This is a genomic window from Pseudonocardia nematodicida (assembly GCF_040105385.1).
Taxonomy (GTDB): Bacteria; Actinomycetota; Actinomycetes; order Mycobacteriales; family Pseudonocardiaceae; genus Pseudonocardia; species Pseudonocardia nematodicida.
The window spans coordinates 450,316-466,987 of sequence record NZ_JBEDNQ010000004.1; the positions used below are offsets into that span (position 1 = coordinate 450,316).

Genomic DNA, 16,672 nt, shown 5'->3' on the forward strand with positions numbered 1-16,672 from the left:
GAGGCGAGTGCGGGTGGCGGGTGGTTTCCGGCCGATCGACCGGGAGGGCCTCGCCGCTCATCTCACGGAGCGGATCACCGGCCGATCCGGACGGGTGCGGGTGCTCGTCGACGGCGCCCCGCCGGCCGGGCCGGTCACGCTCGCCCGCTCGGTGGCCGAGCTGCTGCGTGACCGCGGGCGCGGGTCGCTCGCCGTGGACGCGGACGACTTCCTGCGCCCGGCCTCGGTCCGGCTCGAGTTCGGGCACACCGATGCCGGCATGTTCCTCGACGGCTGGCTGGACGAGCCCGCGCTGCGCCGCGAGGTGCTGGGGCCCGCCGGCCCGGACGGATCCGGCTCGGTGCTGCCGCGGCTGCGGGACGCGGTGCGGGACCGCGCCTTCCGCGACGGCCCGGTGCCGCTCGGCCCGGAGGGTGTGGTCCTGCTCGCGGGTGGGCGGCTGCTCGGCCGTGGCCTGCCCGCCGAGCTGACCGTGCACCTGCGGATGGGCCGTGCGGCACTCGAGCGACGGCTCGCCCCCGACCAGGCCTGGACGGCGGTGGCCTTCGCCCGGTACGAGGCGGAGGGGGACCCGGGCGCCCACGCGGACGTGCTGGTGATGGCGGACCACCCGGACCGCCCGGCACTGCGTGATCGGTGACCACGCGCCGCAGCGGGACGACCACCGACGGTATGAGTTCCCGGTGCGGCGACCACATCGGGTGATGATCAGTACCCCGGATCGGTGTGGCGGGGGTGTCCCTGGAGGAGGGAAGATCCTCACCAGGAGGTGAGAGAGTGTGTGGGCGAGGAGGGAGTTGAACCCTCACGTCCTTTCGGACACACGGACCTGAACCGTGCGCGTCTGCCATTCCGCCACTCGCCCGAGCGACGGGAGAAAGTTAGCACCCCGCCCGCCGGCCTCCGGCGGGGGGGTACCCGTCGGCGGGAAGACCGACGTGGAGTGCACAACGACGGGATGCGCGGACGGGCACGCACGGGTACATCGGAAGGAGACCGGGCGGCGCCCAGCGGCGCACCGGGGAACGATCGGTCGGGCGCCGCCGGGCCCGGCGGTTAGCACAGATACGATCGGCGAAGTCATCGACACGCCGATGCGGACGGAGGAGATCATTTGGGCCGCGTGGATCGCTTCGAGCGCCGTCTACAGGGGTTCGTGGGCGACGCGTTCGCGCGGGTCTTCGGAGGCAGTGTCGTCCCACAGGAAGTCGCACAGGCACTGCTGAGGGAAGCCGAGGACAACGTGGAGCAGCTCGCCGGTGGTCGCCTCCTGGCGCCCAACCGGTTCACCGTGCTGCTCAGCCCGAGCGATTCCGACCGCATGGCGGGTGACGAGGACGGGGTCGTCCGATCCCTCTCGTCGCACGTGGCGAAAGAACTCACCGACCAGGGATGGGATACCTACGGTGAGGTCGTAGTCTTCCTGGAGCGCTCCGAGGCGCTGCACACGGGACAGTTCCGCACCCGCTCGGCTGTCGACCCCGATGCTTCCCGTCGGGACGCCACCAGAGCACGCACCGCAGGAGAAGCACCCATGAGCCAGCAACCGGGCCACCCCGAGGAGAACGGGCAGTACGGATACGACCGGGGCGCACCCGGCGGGTACGGCCAGCAGCAGACCTACGCCCCGGAGCAGGGTTACGGCGGCCAGCAGGGCGGCTACGACCAGTACGGCCAGCAGCAGGGCGGCTACGGCCAGCCCCAGGGCGGCTACGACCAGTACGGCCAGCAGGGCGGCTACCAGCAGGGTGGCTACGACCAGTACGGCCAGCAGGGCGGCTACGGCCAGCCGCAGGGCGGGTACGACCAGTACGGGCAGCCCGGGTACGGCCAGCAGGGTGGCTACGGCCAGCAGCCCGGTCACCCCCAGCAGGGCGGTTACGAGCAGGGCGGCTACGACGGCTACGGCCAGCCGCAGGGCTACGGGCAGCCGCAGCAGGGTTACGGCCAGCCCCAGCAGGGCTACGGCCAGCAGGGCTACCAGCAGGGCTACGACCAGGGCGGGTACGACCAGTACGGCCAGCCCCAGGGGTACGGCCAGCAGCAGGGCGGCTACGACCAGGGCTACGACGGCCAGGGTTACGGCGGCCAGGGCGGCTGGGGCGCTCCGCAGCAGCTGACCGCGATGCTCATCCTCGACGACGGGTCGAACCGGAACTACCAGCTCTCCGAGGGCACCCACGTCATCGGCCGCGGCCAGGACTCGAACTTCCGGCTGCCCGACACCGGCGTCTCCCGCCGGCACCTCGAGGTGACCTGGGACGGTCAGGTCGGCACGCTGAACGACCTCGGCTCCACCAACGGCACCACGGTGAACAACAGCCCGGTGCAGTCCTGCCAGCTGACCGACGGCGACGTGATCCGCGTGGGTCACTCCAGCCTGGTCTTCCGGACCCAGGGCTGAGGCGCCCGCCGGGCACCGTCACACTGATCGACTAGAGACGTGACGGTGCTCGCCGAGCACTGGCCCGTCCGCCCGGTGCCACCGGGCGGACGGTGCGCAAGGACATGACGAGAAGGGCGTACGGGCGAAGTGCCGGAACTGGTGCTCCAGCTGACCAGAGGTGGCTTACTGGCCCTGCTCTGGCTGTTCGTCCTGCTCGCCCTGCAGGTGGTGCGCTCCGACCTGTACGCGGCGTCCGGTCTCCGGGCCGCCGTGACGGGCCGGGCCGGCGGCGGGAGGCAGTCCCGTGCGCGCGGCGGTGGCCGTGGCAAGGTCGCCCGCCAGCTTCTCGTCACCCAGGGACCACTGGCCGGCAGCCGGATCACCCTGGACTCGCGACCGATCCTCATCGGCCGTGCGGACGACTCGACCCTCAAGCTCGACGACGACTACGCGTCCACCCGTCACGCCCGCATCTCCCAGCAGGGCGACGAGTGGTACGTCGAGGATCTCGGGTCGACGAACGGCACCTATCTGGAACGGGCTAAGGTCTCCGGACCCACCCGGGTCCCGCTGGGGACGCCGGTCCGCATCGGCAAGACGGTGATCGAGCTGCGATCGTGACGGGCTCGGACGGTGTCGTACGAAGCATGAGCGAACGACGATCATGAGCGAACGACGATGAAGAACCCGCCGCGACCGCCCGCTCCCCCGAGGCCGCGGCCGCTCGACCGGCCCCACGGCGCGGGATCACCCCGACGTGCCCCGACCGAAGCCGGAGCCGCCCCGTGACACTGGTGCTGCGCTATTCGGCCCGCAGCGACCGCGGACTGGTCCGGCAGAACAACCAGGACGCCGTCTACGCGGGCCCCCGCCTGCTCGCCCTCGCCGACGGCATGGGCGGCCACGCCGCCGGCGAGGTCGCCTCGTCGCTGGTGATCTCCGCACTGGCCCCGCTCGACGACGACGTACCCGGCGACGACCTGCTCGCCGACCTGCGCGACGCGACCCACGAGGGCAACGACGCGATCAGCCGGCACGTCGCCGACGCCCCCGACCTGGAGGGCATGGGCACCACGCTGACCGCGATCCTGTTCGCCGGGTCGCGGCTGGGCATGGTGCACGTCGGCGACTCGCGTTGCTACCTGCTGCGCGGCGGCGAGTTCCACCAGATCACCAAGGACGACACGTTCGTCCAGTCGCTGATCGACGAGGGCCGGATCACCGAGGAGGAGGCGCACACCCACCCGCAGCGCTCGCTGCTGCTGCGCGCCATCACCGGCCAGGACGTCGACCCCTCGCTGTCCATCCGCGAGGCCCGGGCCGGCGACCGGTTCCTGCTGTGTTCGGACGGGCTGTCCGGCCCGGTCAGCGACGAGACCCTGCAGCAGACGCTGGAGGACTACCTCGACCCCCGCGAGTGCGCCGACCGCATGATCGAGCTCGCGCTGCGCGGTGGCGGCCCGGACAACATCACATGCATCGTGGCCGACGTGGTGGACGTCGACTACGCCGACGACGCCCCGATCATCGGCGGCTCCGCGGGGCGCAACCCGCGCAGCGACGACGGCGACTACCGGCACGACGACCGGGCGCCGGGATCGGCGCAGCGCGCGGCGGCCACCACGCTGCCCCGGACCGAACCGGTCCGGGTCGAGCCCGAGCGCCCCGAGCCGCCGCGCCGCCGTCGCGGCCTGCGCTCGGTGCTCGCCGTCCTGACCGTGCTCGTCCTGCTGGTCGCCGGGATCTTCATCGCCCGTGCGCTGGTGCTCCAGCAGTACTTCGTGGGCGCCGACCAGGAGCGGGTCACGATCTACCAGGGCGTGCGCGGGAACGTGCTGGGCGTGCCGCTGCAGCGGGTGGCCGAACGGTCCGACATCGACCTCGAGTCGCTGCCGGAGGGCGCGCGGACCCAGGTCGTCGACGGGATCGTCTCCGACGACGGCGAGGCCGGTGCCCGCGGCACGGTCGAACGGCTGCGCGAGCAGATGCTGCCGCTGTGCTCGACGCTGAACCCGCCGCCCGCCGAGCCGGTCGTGATCCCGCCGGTCGAACCGGGCCAGCCGCCGGTGACCACCACCCCGCTGCCGACCGTGACCCCCGACCCGGGCCGGAACTGCCGGCAGGACGGCTGATGGCTGCCCCCAGCGGCGCCGCACCGAGCGGCACGGCGGAGCCGACGACCCCCACGGGCCGTGGGATCGAGCTGGTCATGCTGGGCCTCGCCGCGGTCCTGACGACCGGGGCGCTGGTGCTGGTCGAGGCCAACCAGGAGCAGACCCTCACCACGGACCTGCTGTTCCTCGGGCTCGCCTACCTGGTGCTGTTCGCGCTCGCGCACCTCGCGGTGCGCCGCCTCGCGCCGTACGCCGACCCGCTGATCCTCCCGTGCGTCGCGCTGCTGAACGGGATCGGGCTGGTGATGATCCACCGCCTGGACCTGGCGCGGGCCGCGCGCGCCGCGCTGCTCGGCCGGGACGCGCCGTCGGACCTGGTGAACATGCAGGTCCTGTGGACCGTGGTCGGGCTGAGCTTCTTCGCGCTGGTCCTGTACTTCCTGCGCGACCACCGGACCCTGGCCCGCTACGGCTACACCGCCGGTTTCGTCGGGCTGGTGTTCCTCGCGCTGCCGGGCTTCCTGCCGTCGTCGATCTCCGAGGTCAACGGCGCGAAGCTGTGGATCCGCATCCCGGGCGGCCCGGGCATCCAGCCCGGCGAGTTCTCCAAGATCCTGCTGATCATCTTCTTCGCGGCGTACCTGGTCCAGAAGCGCAACCTGCTCTCGACGGCCGGTCGCCGGTTCCTGGGGATGGAGCTCCCCCGGGCCCGGGACCTGGCCCCGCTGCTCGCGGCCTGGGGCCTGTCGATCGGCGTGCTGGTCTTCCAGCGCGACCTCGGCAGCTCACTGCTGATCTTCGGCCTGGTCCTGGTCCTGCTCTACACGGCCACCGAGCGGATCTCCTGGATGGTGATCGGGCTGTCCGCCTTCGCGGTCGGCGCGGTCGTCGCCTACGAGCTGTTCAACCACGTCCGGGTCCGCGTGCAGATCTGGCTCGATCCGTTCGCGGACTACGAGGCCGGCGGCTTCCAGCTCGCCCAGGCGCTGTTCGGGCTGGGCACCGGCGGGGTCGGCGGCACCGGTCTGGGCGCGGGCCGGCCGGACCTGGTGCCGTTCGCGGAGTCCGACTTCATCTTCTCCTCGCTCGGCGAGGAGCTCGGGCTGATCGGGATGGCCGCCATCCTGCTCGTCTACCTGGTGCTGATCACCCGGGGGCTGCGCTCCGCACTCGCGGTCCGGGACTCCTACGGCAAGCTGCTCGCGACCGGGCTGTCGTTCTCGCTGGCACTGCAGATCTTCGTCGTCATCGGTGGAGTGACGAAGCTGATCCCGCTGACCGGGCTGACGTTGCCGTTCCTGTCGTACGGTGGTTCGTCGCTGCTGGCCAACTACGCACTCGTGGCGATCCTGCTGCGGATCTCGCACGTCGCCCGCGCACCGTTGCCGCGCAAGCCGGCCCAGCAGCGTGCGCCCATCGCCGACGCGAGCACCGAGCTCGTCCAGCGCCCGAAGGGTGGCACCACGCCCACCCCGTCGAGCCCGCAGCCGTCGAACCAGCAGCCGTCGAACCAGCAGCCGTCGAACCAGCAGCAGTCCTCGAACCACCAGCGGTCGACCCCGGAGAGGAGTGACTCGTGAACCGTCCGGTACGCCGCGTCGCCCTCGCCGTGATGATCATGGTTGTCGCGCTGCTCGGGAACCTCACCTACGTCCAGGTCGTGATGGCCGGCCAGTACCGCGACGACCCGCGCAACCAGCGCTCGCAGATCGACGAGTACTCGCGGCAGCGGGGACAGATCGTCGCGGGCGGGCAGGTGCTGGCGCAGAGCGTGGAGACCGACGGCCGGCTCCGCTACGCCCGCGAGTACCCGGGCGGGCCGGCGTTCGCGCCGATCACCGGCTTCCTGTCGACCGTGTACGGCACCGGCGCGCTGGAGCGCTCGACCAACGAGGTGCTCAACGGCACCGACGACCGGCTCTTCGTCCGGCGGATGTCGGACCTGATCACCGGCCGGGATCCCTCCGGCGGCAACGTGGTGACCACGATCGACCCGGACGTCCAGCAGGTCGCCTACGACCGGATGAACCAGGAGGGCTACACCGGCGCGGTCGTCGCGCTGGAGCCGCAGACCGGCGACATCCTCGCGATGGCGTCCACCCCGGCCTACGACCCGAGCCCGCTCGCGTCCCCGGACGCCCAGGAGCAGCAGGACGCCTGGCGCGACTACAACAACGCCGAGCCGAACCCGCTGGTCAACCGCGCGATCAACGAGATCGAGCCGCCCGGGTCGACGTTCAAGCTGGTCACCACCGCGGCCGCGCTGCAGAACGGCTACACCCCGGACAGCCGGCTGACCGCGGAGCGGAACATCCAGCTCGCCGACTCCACCACCACGCTGGAGAACTTCAACGGCTCGTCGTGCGGCGGCGGGGCGACGGCGTCGCTGGCCGAGGCGCTGGCCCGCTCCTGCAACACCGCGTTCGCCCAGCTCGGCGAGGAGCTGGGCCCCGACACGCTGCGGGCCCAGGCCGAGTCGTTCGGGATCGGGCGCACCGACCTGCAGATCCCGATGCCGGTCACCGCCTCGCAGGTCGGCCCGATGGCCGACACCCCGTCCACCCAGCAGTCCGCGATCGGTCAGCGCGACGTCCGGCTGACCCCGATGCAGCTGGCGATGATCGGTGGCTCGATCGCCAACGGCGGCCAGACGATGGCCCCGCACCTGGTCCGGGAGATCCAGAGCCCGACGCTGGACGTCGTCGACACCACCGAGCCGGACCGGCTGACCCGCTCGATGCCGGCCCCGGTCGCCTCGACGCTGACCGACATGATGATCGCCTCCGAGGACCGCACCCAGGGCGGCGGCAAGATCACCGGCGTCCAGATCGCGTCGAAGACCGGTACCGCCGAGCACGGCACCGACCCGAAGAACACCCCGCCGCACGCCTGGTATGTGGCGTTCGCGCCGGCCGAGAACCCGCAGGTCGCGGTCGCGGTCCTGGTCGAGGACGGCGGTAACCGGGCCCTGGAGGCCACCGGCGGCTCGGTCGCGGCGCCGATCGGGCGCGCGGTGATCGCCGAGGCGCTGCGGGACGCCCCGTGACACGGGCGCGGACACGCATCCCGCCGGCGGTGTCATGAGCACCCTCGCGGCCGGGCAGCTGATCTCCGAGCGCTACCAGCTGGACCGGCGGATCGCGGTCGGCGGGATGGGCGAGGTCTGGGAGGCCTCCGACACCCGGCTGGGCCGCAGCGTGGCGGTCAAGGTCCTCAAGGCCGATCTGTCCGACGACCCGGAGTTCCTGCACCGGTTCCGGATCGAGGCCCGCACGGTGGCCTCGCTGGACCACTCGGGCATCGCCTCGGTGCACGACTACGGCGAGGACGACGGCCCGGCCGGCGGCGGGCGGACCGCCTACCTGGTGATGGAGCTGGTCCGGGGCGAGCCGCTGTCGTCGCGGATCGGTCGCGGGCCGATCCCGGCCGACGAGGCGCTGGACATCCTCGAGCAGGCCGGCCGCGCGCTGCAGGCCGCGCACGAGCGCGGGTTCGTGCACCGCGACGTCAAGCCGGGCAACATCCTGCTGCGCAACGACGGCGTCGTGAAGCTGACCGACTTCGGCATCGCCAAGGCCGCCGACGCGGTCCCGGTCACCCGGTCCGGCATGGTCATGGGGACGGCCCACTACATCGCGCCGGAGCAGGCCTCCGGCGAGGAGGCCGGCCCGTCCGGCGACGTCTACTCGCTGGGCATCGTCGGCTACGAGTGCCTCGCCGGGGTGCGCCCGTTCCGCGCCGAGAGCGCGGTCGCGGTGGCGATGATGCAGGTCCGCGACGAGCCGCCGTCGCTGCCCGGGGAGATCCCGGAGCGGGTGCGCGAGCTGATCGCGTCGGTGCTGGTCAAGGACCCGGACCAGCGCTACGCCGACGGTGCCGAGTTCGCCGAAGCCGTCGCGGCCGTCCGGCGCGGGCACCGGCCGCCGCCCGCCGGGATACCCGCCCCCGGCGGCGACGCCCCCGGTTTCCGCGACCCCGGTCCGGGAGCCCCGCGCCACGACCCCGGACCACGGTCCCCGCGGCACGGCCTGGACCGCTCCGACGACCCGTATCCCGGTACCGGCGGCAGCCGCCGCGTCCCGGACGTCCGGTCACGCCCGGAGCCCGGTGCGGGCCCGCCGTCCGGCCGGATGCCCGCGACCGGGGACCCCGTGGCCCGGCCGTGGACCGGCCCGGGCGCGCGCCCCGTGTCCGGTCCGGTCCCTGCGCACCCGGCCGGTCCGCCGCCGCACGGCGCGCCCGACCGGCCGTACGGTGCCGGGCCCGGTGGAGCCGACCCCGGACGTGCCGGATCGCCCGGGGCCGCGCATCCGGCATCCGGACATCCGGGGGCCGGGCGCGCCCCGTCGGCACCGCCCCGTCCGCCGGTCCGCCGGAACGCCTCCGCCGACCGGATGCCCGAGCAGCACCCGTCCGGCCCGCTGGACCTGACCCCGCGCCGGTCCGGCCGGGCGAAGGCGTGGCTGGCGGTGCTGTTCGTGCTGCTGACCGTCGCGGCGATCGTGCTCGCCGTCCTGATCCTGCGGGACGCGTCGTCGGACGGTGGCTTCCTCGGGGCGGGTACCGATCTTCGAACGCCCGGGGCCGTGGCCACCGGGTGGGAGGCTCACGTCACGGGACCGGCGGCCGATCTTCGGCCGCTCGCCGCGACCTGGCCACGTGGCGGACCGGAAGTCGTCCGGTGAACCCACCGAAGCGGCGGTCCGGCGCACGCGACGACCTCCGAAGCATGATCGTCTGCGCCGACCGGCATGATGAGTACGCCTCCGACCCCGGGAACCTGAACCGATGACGACACCGCGACTGCTCTCCGAGCGCTACGAGCTGGGCGACCCGCTCGGCTACGGCGGCATGTCCGAGGTCCACCACGGCCTCGACACCCGGCTCGGCCGGGACGTGGCGGTGAAGGTGCTGCGCGCCGACCTGGCCCGGGATCCGCAGTTCCAGCTGCGCTTCCGCCGCGAGGCGCAGAACTCGGCGTCGCTGAACCACCCCGCGATCGTCGCCGTGTACGACACCGGCGAGATCGAGTCCGACTTCGGCCCGCTGCCCTACATCGTCATGGAGTTCGTCGACGGGCAGACCCTGCGCGAGATCGTCAAGACCCAGGGGCCGCTGTCGCAGCAGCGGGTCGTCGAGGTGATGGCCGACGTCTGCGCGGCGCTCGACTTCTCGCACCGGCACGGCATCATCCACCGGGACGTCAAACCGGCGAACGTGATGATCAACGGCGCCGGCGCCGTGAAGGTCATGGACTTCGGCATCGCCCGGGCGCTGGGCGAGGGCCAGAACGTCACGCAGACCGCCGCGGTGATCGGCACCGCGCAGTACCTGTCGCCGGAGCAGGCGCGCGGCGAGTCCGTGGACGCCCGCTCCGACGTCTACGCCGCCGGCTGCGTGCTCTTCGAGCTGCTGACCGGCGAGCCGCCGTTCACCGGGGACACCCCGGTCGCGGTCGCCTACCAGCACGTCCGGGAGGACCCGAAGTCCCCGTCGGAGGTCAACCCCTCGGTGCCGCCGGCGCTGGACGCCGTGGTCCTCAAGGCGCTGAGCAAGAACCCCGCCAACCGCTACCAGTCGTCCGCCGAGATGCGGGCCGACCTGGTGCGGGTGCGCAACGGCGAGCCGGTGCACGCCCCGCTCGTGATGAGCGAGTACGAGCGCACCCAGATGATGGCGCACGACGACGGCGGCGCCACCCAGGCGATCGCGACCCGCCGGATGGGTGCCGGCTCGCCGACCGGACGGCACACGATGCCGCCCGGCGACTACGACGACGAGCCACGCGGCGGCCGCGGCCGGAAGATCGCGTTGTGGGTCGCGCTACTCGCCGTGCTCGGCCTGCTGGGATTCGTCGGCTACCAGATGTTCTCCAGCAACGCGCCGGACCAGGTCTCGGTGCCGGACGTCCTCGGCCAGACCCCCGACCAGGCGCGGCAGACCATCACCGACGCCAACCTGCTGTTCGCGCAGGAGAACCAGCCCTCCGACGTCGAGCAGGTCGGTCAGGTGGTCCGCACCGACCCCGGTGGCGGGAACCTGGTCGACGAGAACAGCCGGGTGACGGTGTTCGTCGGGACCGGCCCGGCGGAGGTGACCGTGCCGTCGCTGACCGGCCGCAGCCCGCAGGAGGCCGAGGGCCTGCTGCGCGAGGCCGGCCTGCAGGTCGGCGAGACCACCGAGCAGGAGACCACCGACACCAGCCAGATCGGCCGGGTCATCTCCTCGGACCCGGGCCCCGGGGAGACCGTGCCCGGGAACACGTCGGTCGCGCTCGTGGTCGGCCGCGAGCAGACCACGATCGCGGTCCCGGACGTGTCCGGGCGGAGCGCCGAGGAGGCGCGGAGCACGCTGAACCAGGCCGGGTTCAGCGCGGTGGACACCAGCCAGGTCGACGCCGACGCCGATGCCGGAACGGTGGTGGGCACCGACCCGTCCGCCGGGACGCAGGTGGCCCGCACCCAGACGATCACGATCCAGATCAGCCGGGGCAACCAGAGCCAGGTGCCGGACGTGGTCGGCCAGCCGGTCGACAGCGCGGCGCAGACGCTGCAGGAAGCCGGTCTGGGCTTCGACATCCGGCTCACCAGCGTGTCGGACTCCTCGCAGAACGGCATCGTGCTGCAGCAGAGCCCGTCCGGGGGCTCGCAGGCATCTCCGGGCCAGCAGGTCGTCCTGACCGTGGGGCAGTCCTCCGACAGTGAGGACGAGACCGACAGTCCGAGCGGCACCGGAAGCGGCTTCCCGTTCGGCAACAACTGACCCGCGAGGAGGGGCCGTGCGCGTCCTGGTCGTCGACAACTACGACAGCTTCGTCTACAACCTGGTCCAGTACCTGGCCCAGCTCGGCGCGGACCCGGTGGTCCGGCGCAACGACGAGGTCGAGCTCGACGAGCTCGACGAGGTCGGCGCGGTCCTCGTCAGCCCGGGCCCGGGCAGCCCGGAGCACGCCGGCCGCAGTGTCGAGGTGATCCGGCGGGCAGCGAGGGGCGGCACTCCGCTGCTCGGGGTCTGCCTCGGTCACCAGGCGCTGTCGACGGCCTGGAACGGCACCGTCGAGCGGGCGCCGGAGCTGCTGCACGGCAAGACCTCGCAGGTCTTCCACGACGGCGTCGGCGTGCTGAGCGGGCTGCCATCGCCCTTCACCGCCACCCGCTACCACTCGCTGACCATCCCGCCGTCCGGGCTGCCGGCCGAGCTGGAGGTCACCGGGCGCACCGAGACCGGCCTGATCATGGCCGTTCGGCACCGGGAGCTCCCCGTCGAGGGTGTGCAGTTCCACCCCGAGTCGGTCCTCACCGAGGCCGGGCACCGGATGCTGGCCAACTGGCTGGGCCAGGCCGGCCACACCGTCCCCGACGAGGTCGTCCGCCGGCTCACCGACGAGATGGCCGAGCTGGTCGCCGGCGTCTGACCGCACCCCGGCGGCACGTGCCGGGTGGCACGTGAGCCGTTCGTTTCGCCCGTGTGACGCAGTTCCGCGGTCGTTCGCGCTACCGTGGTCGGCGGATCCGCACGCCGGAGCCCGCGCAGCGGGCACCACGCCGGTCGCTCCCCGGGTGCGCCGTCGTCGCGCGGGTCCCACCTGCCCGACCCCGTAGGCGATGAGGTCCGACAATGCCGAAGTCGAAGGTCCGCAAGAAGGCGGCGTACACGCCTCCGCCGGTGAGCGGCGGCAGCCCCGCCGGTCGCACACCGCAGAAGGTGGCCGGCCCGACGCACCCCGCGTACATCGCGGTGATGATCGCGATGTGGGTGCTCGGACTCGCCTGGCTGGTCGTGAACTACCTCGCCGGGCCGTCCATCCCGTTCATGGCCGAGCTGGGCAATCTGAACTTCCTCGTCGGGTTCTCACTCATCGTAATCGGCCTGTTGATGACCATGCGGTGGCGCTGACCAGCGAAAACACACCGGCGTAAGTTATCCTCACTGTGGATGGACGCTGTGGACAACTTCACCCGTGCACGGTGAGTGATCAACAGCGGAGCTACTCCTGGGCCACGCCGCCCGGGATCGTCGTGCTGCTCTGGGTGCTCGCCGGTGCCGCCGCCGGCTGGCTGGTCGCGCTCGTCCTCACCGGGGCGGACCCGGCCGGACGGCTGATCGCGGGCGTCGCTGCCGCCGGGCTCGGGCTGGCCGCCGCCTCGGGCACCCGCGCGCGTCCCCGGCTGGCGGCCGGGCCGGACGGGCTCACCGTGCGCCGCCTGACCTGGACCCGGCAGGTTCCCTGGAGCCGGGTCGACGACGTGCGGGTGCTGCGCACCCGGCGGCTCGGCCGGGAGCAGGCGCTGCTCGAACTGGACCTGCGCGACGCCGACGGCACGGAGCGCCTGGTCGTCCTGGGCCGCCCGGAACTGGGCGCGGACCCCGACGACGTCGCCGACGCACTCGCCGGCCTCCGCCCACCCCACACCCCGTGAGCTCACGCGGTCCGGATGCAGCCGCACACGTCACCGCGCGAGAAGTACCTGAGCGCTGTGCACCGGCCTCTCCACAGCACTGACGTACCCCTCAAGCCCCGGGGGGCACCGGGCGGCGCGGCGCGGGCACGCCCTGGACCGCGAGGGGTACCTCAGCGCTGTCCACGGGCCGCGCGAGAGCACTCCTGTACCTCTCGAGAAACCGGGCGGGCCGCTCGCGCCGCTGCTTGGCACCGGGAGCGACGTGTCCGACCTCGCCGGACGGGCCGGGAGCGACATCGCGTCCCGTCGCACCTGCCGGCCGATCTCGCACCCTCGAGCCGACCTCGCACCCCGGCGCCGGTCCCGCACCGACTGCAGCCGGTGCGCCGCCCCTCTTCGGGGTGCGCGGTCCGGGGGGGGGACGGTCAGAGGATCACGGCGCCGGCCCCGATGAGGGCGAGGCCCAGCACCGCGAGGCCGGAGACGGCACCGATCTGGATCTGCCGACGGTTGCGGGACCCGGCACCGAGGTAGACCAGGGCGGCGGTCGTGGCGGCGCCGAAGACCAGCCCACCGAGGTGCCCCTGCCAGGAGATCCCGGAGATGCTGAAGCTGATGACGACGTTGACCGCGATCACGCCGATCACGCTGCCCACCGGCAGCCTGAGCCGGCGCAGCAACACGAACAGCGCGCCCATCAGCCCGAACACCGCCCCGGAGGCGCCGGCCGTGGGCCCGAGCGGGTTGCTGAGCAGCATCACCGCCGCGGAGCCGCCGAGCAGCGCGACACCGTAGACCGCGCAGAAGCGGGCCCGTCCGAGCACCATCTCGACCTCGCGCCCGATGATCCACAGGGCGAACATGTTGAACGCCAGGTGCAGCGGGCCGATGTGCAGGAAGCCGGAGGTGACGATCCGCCAGACCTCGCCCTGCGCGACGAACGCCGGGACCAGCGCGCCCTCGGCGAACAGCGGCGAGCCGAAGTTCCCGAACAGGGAGCCCGCGGTCACCACCGTGAGCACGAAGATCGCGACGTTGACGGCGAGCAACGCCGGGACGATCACCGGCTTCCCGGTGCTGCTGGCCCCGGCGACGTTGCGCCAGCGCGGGGCCGACCGGGCCGCCGCGCCGACGCAGTCCACGCAGTGCTGGCCGACCGAGGCCGGCTGCAGGCACTCCGGGCAGGCCGGACGGTCGCAGCGGGTGCACTGCAGCCGCGTCGCACGGTCCGGGTGCCGGACGCAGACCTGCTCACCACCGTGCCCGGCGGGCGGCGCCGCACCGGGTGGGGGCGCCGAGCCGGGAGCGCCGTACCGGGGCGGCGGGCCCTGGCCGGAGGCTCCCGGGTACGGGCCCGGCCACTGCGGGCCCGGTCCACCGGACGGGGATCCGGGACCCCCGTCCGGAGACGCCGGCCCGCCGGCGTGCGGTGCCGACCCACCGGTCGGCGGGTACACGGGATGGCCACCGGTGCCGTCCGGACCGGGCGACCACCGCGGTTCCGGGGAGCCGCCGGTCCCCGTGGACTCAGGTCGTTCGGTCACCGCTACCCGTTCACTCGACGAGCTCCGCCCGGGGCGGGGCTCAGCTCCGCTCGATCTCGACCTTCTCGACGACCACGTCGGTCAGCGGGCGGTCGGCCTGCCCGGTGGTCGTCTGCGCGACCGCGTCGACGACGGCCCGGGACTCGGCGTCGGCCACCTCACCGAAGATGGTGTGCCGCCGGTTCAGGTGCGGGGTCGGGCCCACCGTGATGAAGAACTGCGAGCCGTTGGTGCCGGGGCCGGCGTTGGCCATGGCCAGCAGGTAGGGCCGGTCGAACTTGAGGTCCGGGTGGAACTCGTCGCCGAACTGGTAGCCCGGGCCACCGCGACCGGTACCGGTCGGGTCGCCGCCCTGGATCATGAAGCCGCTGATCACCCGGTGGAAGATCGAGCCGTCGTAGAACGGCCCGGAGTCGCCACCGCTGGCGTTCGGCCCCTGGTAGTCCTTGCTGCCCTCGGCGAGACCGACGAAGTTCGCGACCGTCTTGGGGGCCTGGTCGCCGAACAGCTCGACCCGGATGTCCCCCTCCGAGGTGTGCAGGACGGCCGTCGTCTTGGCGTTTCCTGGTTCCGTCACGGCTACCATCGTGCCAGTACGCAGCCGCATCCGTGGGAAGCAGGTCATCGAAGATGAGAGCCGACCGGAAGCGGGCCCGCGCCCGCAAGGACGCCGCCGAGGCCGTCCACACCCTCGCCGACGCCGGGCGCATCGCGGGCGGCACGGCCGTGACGTCGGTGTCCGAGACGGTGTCCGACCTGTCCGGATCGGTCGCGAGCGGGGTCACGGACGCCCGCCGCGCCCTGGCGTCGGCGATCGACCCGGACCCGCTGCCGGTCCGCCGCGCGCCGTGGATCATCGCCGTGCTGGTGCTGACCGGGATCGCGGCGTTCGCCTGGTCGTCGCTGCTGCGCCGGGAGAAGCCGGCCGACCCGGGGACCCCGGTGTCCACGACGCCGCCGTCGGAGTCGCAGATCCACGGCAAGCCGGTCGGGGGCGGGGCGGCCGACGCCGACCGCTGAGCCCGTCAGCAGGCCGGCCGCCTCACAGGGCAGCGCGCAGGAACCCGGTGACCGCGGCCTCGTAGCCCTCCGGATCGGCGTTCCAGCTCCCGGTGTGCTCGGTGCCGGCGAACTCGCGGTAGGTGACGGGCCAGCCCGCGCCGGGCGCCGTCGTCGCCAGGTCCCGGCTGAGCGAGACCGGGACCGCCGTGTCGCCGTCGCTGTGCAGCAGCAGGGTGGGCGGACGGTGCGCGGGCGGGTTGCGCAGCAGGTCGAACCGTTCGAGGTCGATCCCGATCCGCCGCTCGGTGACCCGGCCGGCCAGTCCGGCGAGCGACGGCGGCAGCGCGCGGTTGCGGGCCTGCCGCCGCAGGGTGCGACGCCAGTCGAGCAACGGTGCGTCCCAGACCACGGCGGCGACCGCTCCGGCGTGCGCCGAGCGGTCGAGGAAGGCCCCGCCGACGGCCGCCCCCATCGACCAGCCGACGAGGACCAGCCGCTCCGCCCCGTGCACGGCGGCGTACGCCGCGGCGGCCTCGACGTCGCGCCACTCGGTGTCCCCCAGGTGGGACCGGCCGTCGGGCGACGGCGGCGCGGCCCCGTCCCCGCGATAGCTGACGACGAGCGAGGTCAGCCCGGCGGCGTGCAGCGCGGGCAGGATCCGCAGCGCCTCCCGCCGCGTACCGCCGCGACCGTGCACGCACAGCGCCCAGGTACGGCCCTCGGCCACGGGCGCCGGGGGGTGCACCCGCCACGCCGGCGCGGGGCCGAGCTCGGTCGGGACGACCACGTCGTCGAACCGCAGGCCGCGCGCACCCGGGTCCGGGTCGAACGGCCCGGCGTCGAGGACGGCCGGTCCGTCCTCCGGGAACGGCCCGGCACGGAGCTCCCGCACCACCCGCCGGCGGTCCCGGTGCCGCACCGGGCCGACCACGGACAGACCGGCCGGCCCACGCAGCCCCCAGACCCCGGGCTGACCCGCCAGGCGGGTACGCGCCAGCTCGACGGTGCCGTCGCCGGTGCCGAGGACCCGCTCGGGCAGACCGGGGTCGACCGAGGGATGCAGCAGCACCGTCGAGTAGTGCCAGCAGACGGCCACCGCTCCCCCGGCACCCCCGAGCGCCCCGGCGAGCACTCCGGCGGCGATCCCGGGGACCGGACGGGCGGGCTGGCTCACGGCGGACACCGGATCATCCTGCTCCCCGGACGGCCGTGCCCGCACGGGCC

General features: G+C 73.4%; 15 protein-coding genes and 1 tRNA gene. 12 read left to right on the forward strand and 4 right to left on the reverse strand.

Annotation, left to right across the window (positions count from 1 at the left end):
* The first annotated feature begins 13 nt into the window (after nt 1-13).
* Nucleotides 14-640, forward strand: coding sequence for a nucleoside/nucleotide kinase family protein (locus WIS52_RS12505; protein ID WP_349298358.1), 627 nt, complete (start codon nt 14-16; stop codon nt 638-640).
* A gap of 142 nt (nt 641-782) precedes the next feature.
* On the opposite strand, the gene WIS52_RS12510 is transcribed toward WIS52_RS12505, so the two are convergent.
* Nucleotides 783-865: transfer RNA gene (locus tag WIS52_RS12510), tRNA-Leu, on the reverse strand.
* Nucleotides 866-1,114: 249 nt separating this feature from the next.
* Between WIS52_RS12510 and WIS52_RS12515 the strand changes: the two genes are divergently transcribed.
* The 10 genes from WIS52_RS12515 to WIS52_RS12560 all read left to right on the forward strand — a co-directional run bounded on the left by WIS52_RS12515 (nt 1,115) and on the right by WIS52_RS12560 (nt 12,920).
* Nucleotides 1,115-2,404 (forward strand): DUF3662 and FHA domain-containing protein, encoded by a 1,290-nt coding sequence (locus WIS52_RS12515; protein WP_349298359.1) that lies wholly within the window; start codon nt 1,115-1,117, stop codon nt 2,402-2,404.
* A gap of 129 nt (nt 2,405-2,533) precedes the next feature.
* The gene (locus tag WIS52_RS12520; protein WP_349298360.1) at nt 2,534-3,007 is read left to right on the forward strand and encodes an FHA domain-containing protein FhaB/FipA; all 474 of its coding nucleotides are present in this window, start codon (nt 2,534-2,536) and stop codon (nt 3,005-3,007) included.
* A 164-nt stretch (nt 3,008-3,171) separates the two neighbouring features.
* Nucleotides 3,172-4,518, forward strand: a complete 1,347-nt coding sequence (locus tag WIS52_RS12525) for a PP2C family protein-serine/threonine phosphatase (RefSeq protein ID WP_349298361.1) — start codon at nt 3,172-3,174, stop codon at nt 4,516-4,518.
* Nucleotides 4,518-6,080, forward strand: a complete 1,563-nt coding sequence (locus tag WIS52_RS12530; protein ID WP_349298362.1) for an FtsW/RodA/SpoVE family cell cycle protein — start codon at nt 4,518-4,520, stop codon at nt 6,078-6,080. The genes WIS52_RS12525 and WIS52_RS12530 overlap by 1 nt, the downstream gene beginning before the upstream one ends.
* The gene (locus tag WIS52_RS12535) at nt 6,077-7,546 is read left to right on the forward strand and encodes a peptidoglycan D,D-transpeptidase FtsI family protein (protein WP_349298363.1); all 1,470 of its coding nucleotides are present in this window, start codon (nt 6,077-6,079) and stop codon (nt 7,544-7,546) included. Before WIS52_RS12530 ends, WIS52_RS12535 begins: the two co-directional genes overlap by 4 nt.
* A gap of 34 nt (nt 7,547-7,580) precedes the next feature.
* Entirely contained in the window at nt 7,581-9,185 is a 1,605-nt protein-coding gene (locus WIS52_RS31695; RefSeq protein WP_379610508.1) for a serine/threonine-protein kinase, read from the forward strand.
* A 103-nt stretch (nt 9,186-9,288) separates the two neighbouring features.
* Nucleotides 9,289-11,262 carry a Stk1 family PASTA domain-containing Ser/Thr kinase gene (gene pknB / locus WIS52_RS12545; RefSeq protein ID WP_349298364.1) on the forward strand — a complete coding sequence of 658 codons (1,974 nt, stop codon included), beginning with the start codon at nt 9,289-9,291 and terminating at the stop codon, nt 11,260-11,262.
* Nucleotides 11,263-11,278: 16 nt separating this feature from the next.
* Nucleotides 11,279-11,914 (forward strand): aminodeoxychorismate/anthranilate synthase component II, encoded by a 636-nt coding sequence (locus WIS52_RS12550; protein WP_349298365.1) that lies wholly within the window; start codon nt 11,279-11,281, stop codon nt 11,912-11,914.
* A 203-nt stretch (nt 11,915-12,117) separates the two neighbouring features.
* A complete protein-coding gene (gene crgA / locus WIS52_RS12555) occupies nt 12,118-12,396 on the forward strand; it encodes a cell division protein CrgA (RefSeq protein WP_349298366.1) in 279 nt (92 codons plus the stop codon).
* Nucleotides 12,397-12,467: 71 nt separating this feature from the next.
* Nucleotides 12,468-12,920, forward strand: coding sequence for a PH domain-containing protein (locus tag WIS52_RS12560; protein WP_349298367.1), 453 nt, complete (start codon nt 12,468-12,470; stop codon nt 12,918-12,920).
* 407 nt (nt 12,921-13,327) lie between these two features.
* Here WIS52_RS12560 and WIS52_RS12565 read toward each other — a convergent pair whose 3' ends face one another.
* Nucleotides 13,328-14,359: a rhomboid family intramembrane serine protease gene (locus WIS52_RS12565; RefSeq protein WP_349298368.1), complete on the reverse strand. Its 1,032-nt coding sequence runs from the start codon at nt 14,357-14,359 to the stop codon at nt 13,328-13,330.
* A 127-nt stretch (nt 14,360-14,486) separates the two neighbouring features.
* Nucleotides 14,487-15,032: a peptidylprolyl isomerase gene (locus tag WIS52_RS12570; protein ID WP_349298369.1), complete on the reverse strand. Its 546-nt coding sequence runs from the start codon at nt 15,030-15,032 to the stop codon at nt 14,487-14,489.
* 44 nt (nt 15,033-15,076) lie between these two features.
* On the opposite strand from WIS52_RS12570, the gene WIS52_RS12575 reads away from it, so the two are divergent.
* Nucleotides 15,077-15,466 (forward strand): hypothetical protein, encoded by a 390-nt coding sequence (locus WIS52_RS12575; RefSeq protein WP_349298370.1) that lies wholly within the window; start codon nt 15,077-15,079, stop codon nt 15,464-15,466.
* A gap of 22 nt (nt 15,467-15,488) precedes the next feature.
* Here WIS52_RS12575 and WIS52_RS12580 read toward each other — a convergent pair whose 3' ends face one another.
* Nucleotides 15,489-16,631, reverse strand: coding sequence for an alpha/beta hydrolase family protein (locus WIS52_RS12580; protein ID WP_349298371.1), 1,143 nt, complete (start codon nt 16,629-16,631; stop codon nt 15,489-15,491).
* Between the last annotated feature and the right edge of the window lie 41 nt (nt 16,632-16,672).

Bases quoted from the DNA above. Each gene is read 5' to 3' on its own strand.
- WIS52_RS12530 (WP_349298362.1), top strand. From the start codon at position 4,518: ATGGCTGCCCCCAGCGGCGCCGCACCGAGCGGCACGGCGGAGCCGACG.
- WIS52_RS31695 (WP_379610508.1), top strand. From the start codon at position 7,581: ATGAGCACCCTCGCGGCCGGGCAGCTGATCTCCGAGCGCTACCAGCTG.
- pknB (WP_349298364.1), top strand. From the start codon at position 9,289: ATGACGACACCGCGACTGCTCTCCGAGCGCTACGAGCTGGGCGACCCG.
- crgA (WP_349298366.1), top strand. From the start codon at position 12,118: ATGCCGAAGTCGAAGGTCCGCAAGAAGGCGGCGTACACGCCTCCGCCG.
- WIS52_RS12570 (WP_349298369.1), bottom strand. From the start codon at position 15,032: ATGGTAGCCGTGACGGAACCAGGAAACGCCAAGACGACGGCCGTCCTG.
- WIS52_RS12575 (WP_349298370.1), top strand. From the start codon at position 15,077: ATGAGAGCCGACCGGAAGCGGGCCCGCGCCCGCAAGGACGCCGCCGAG.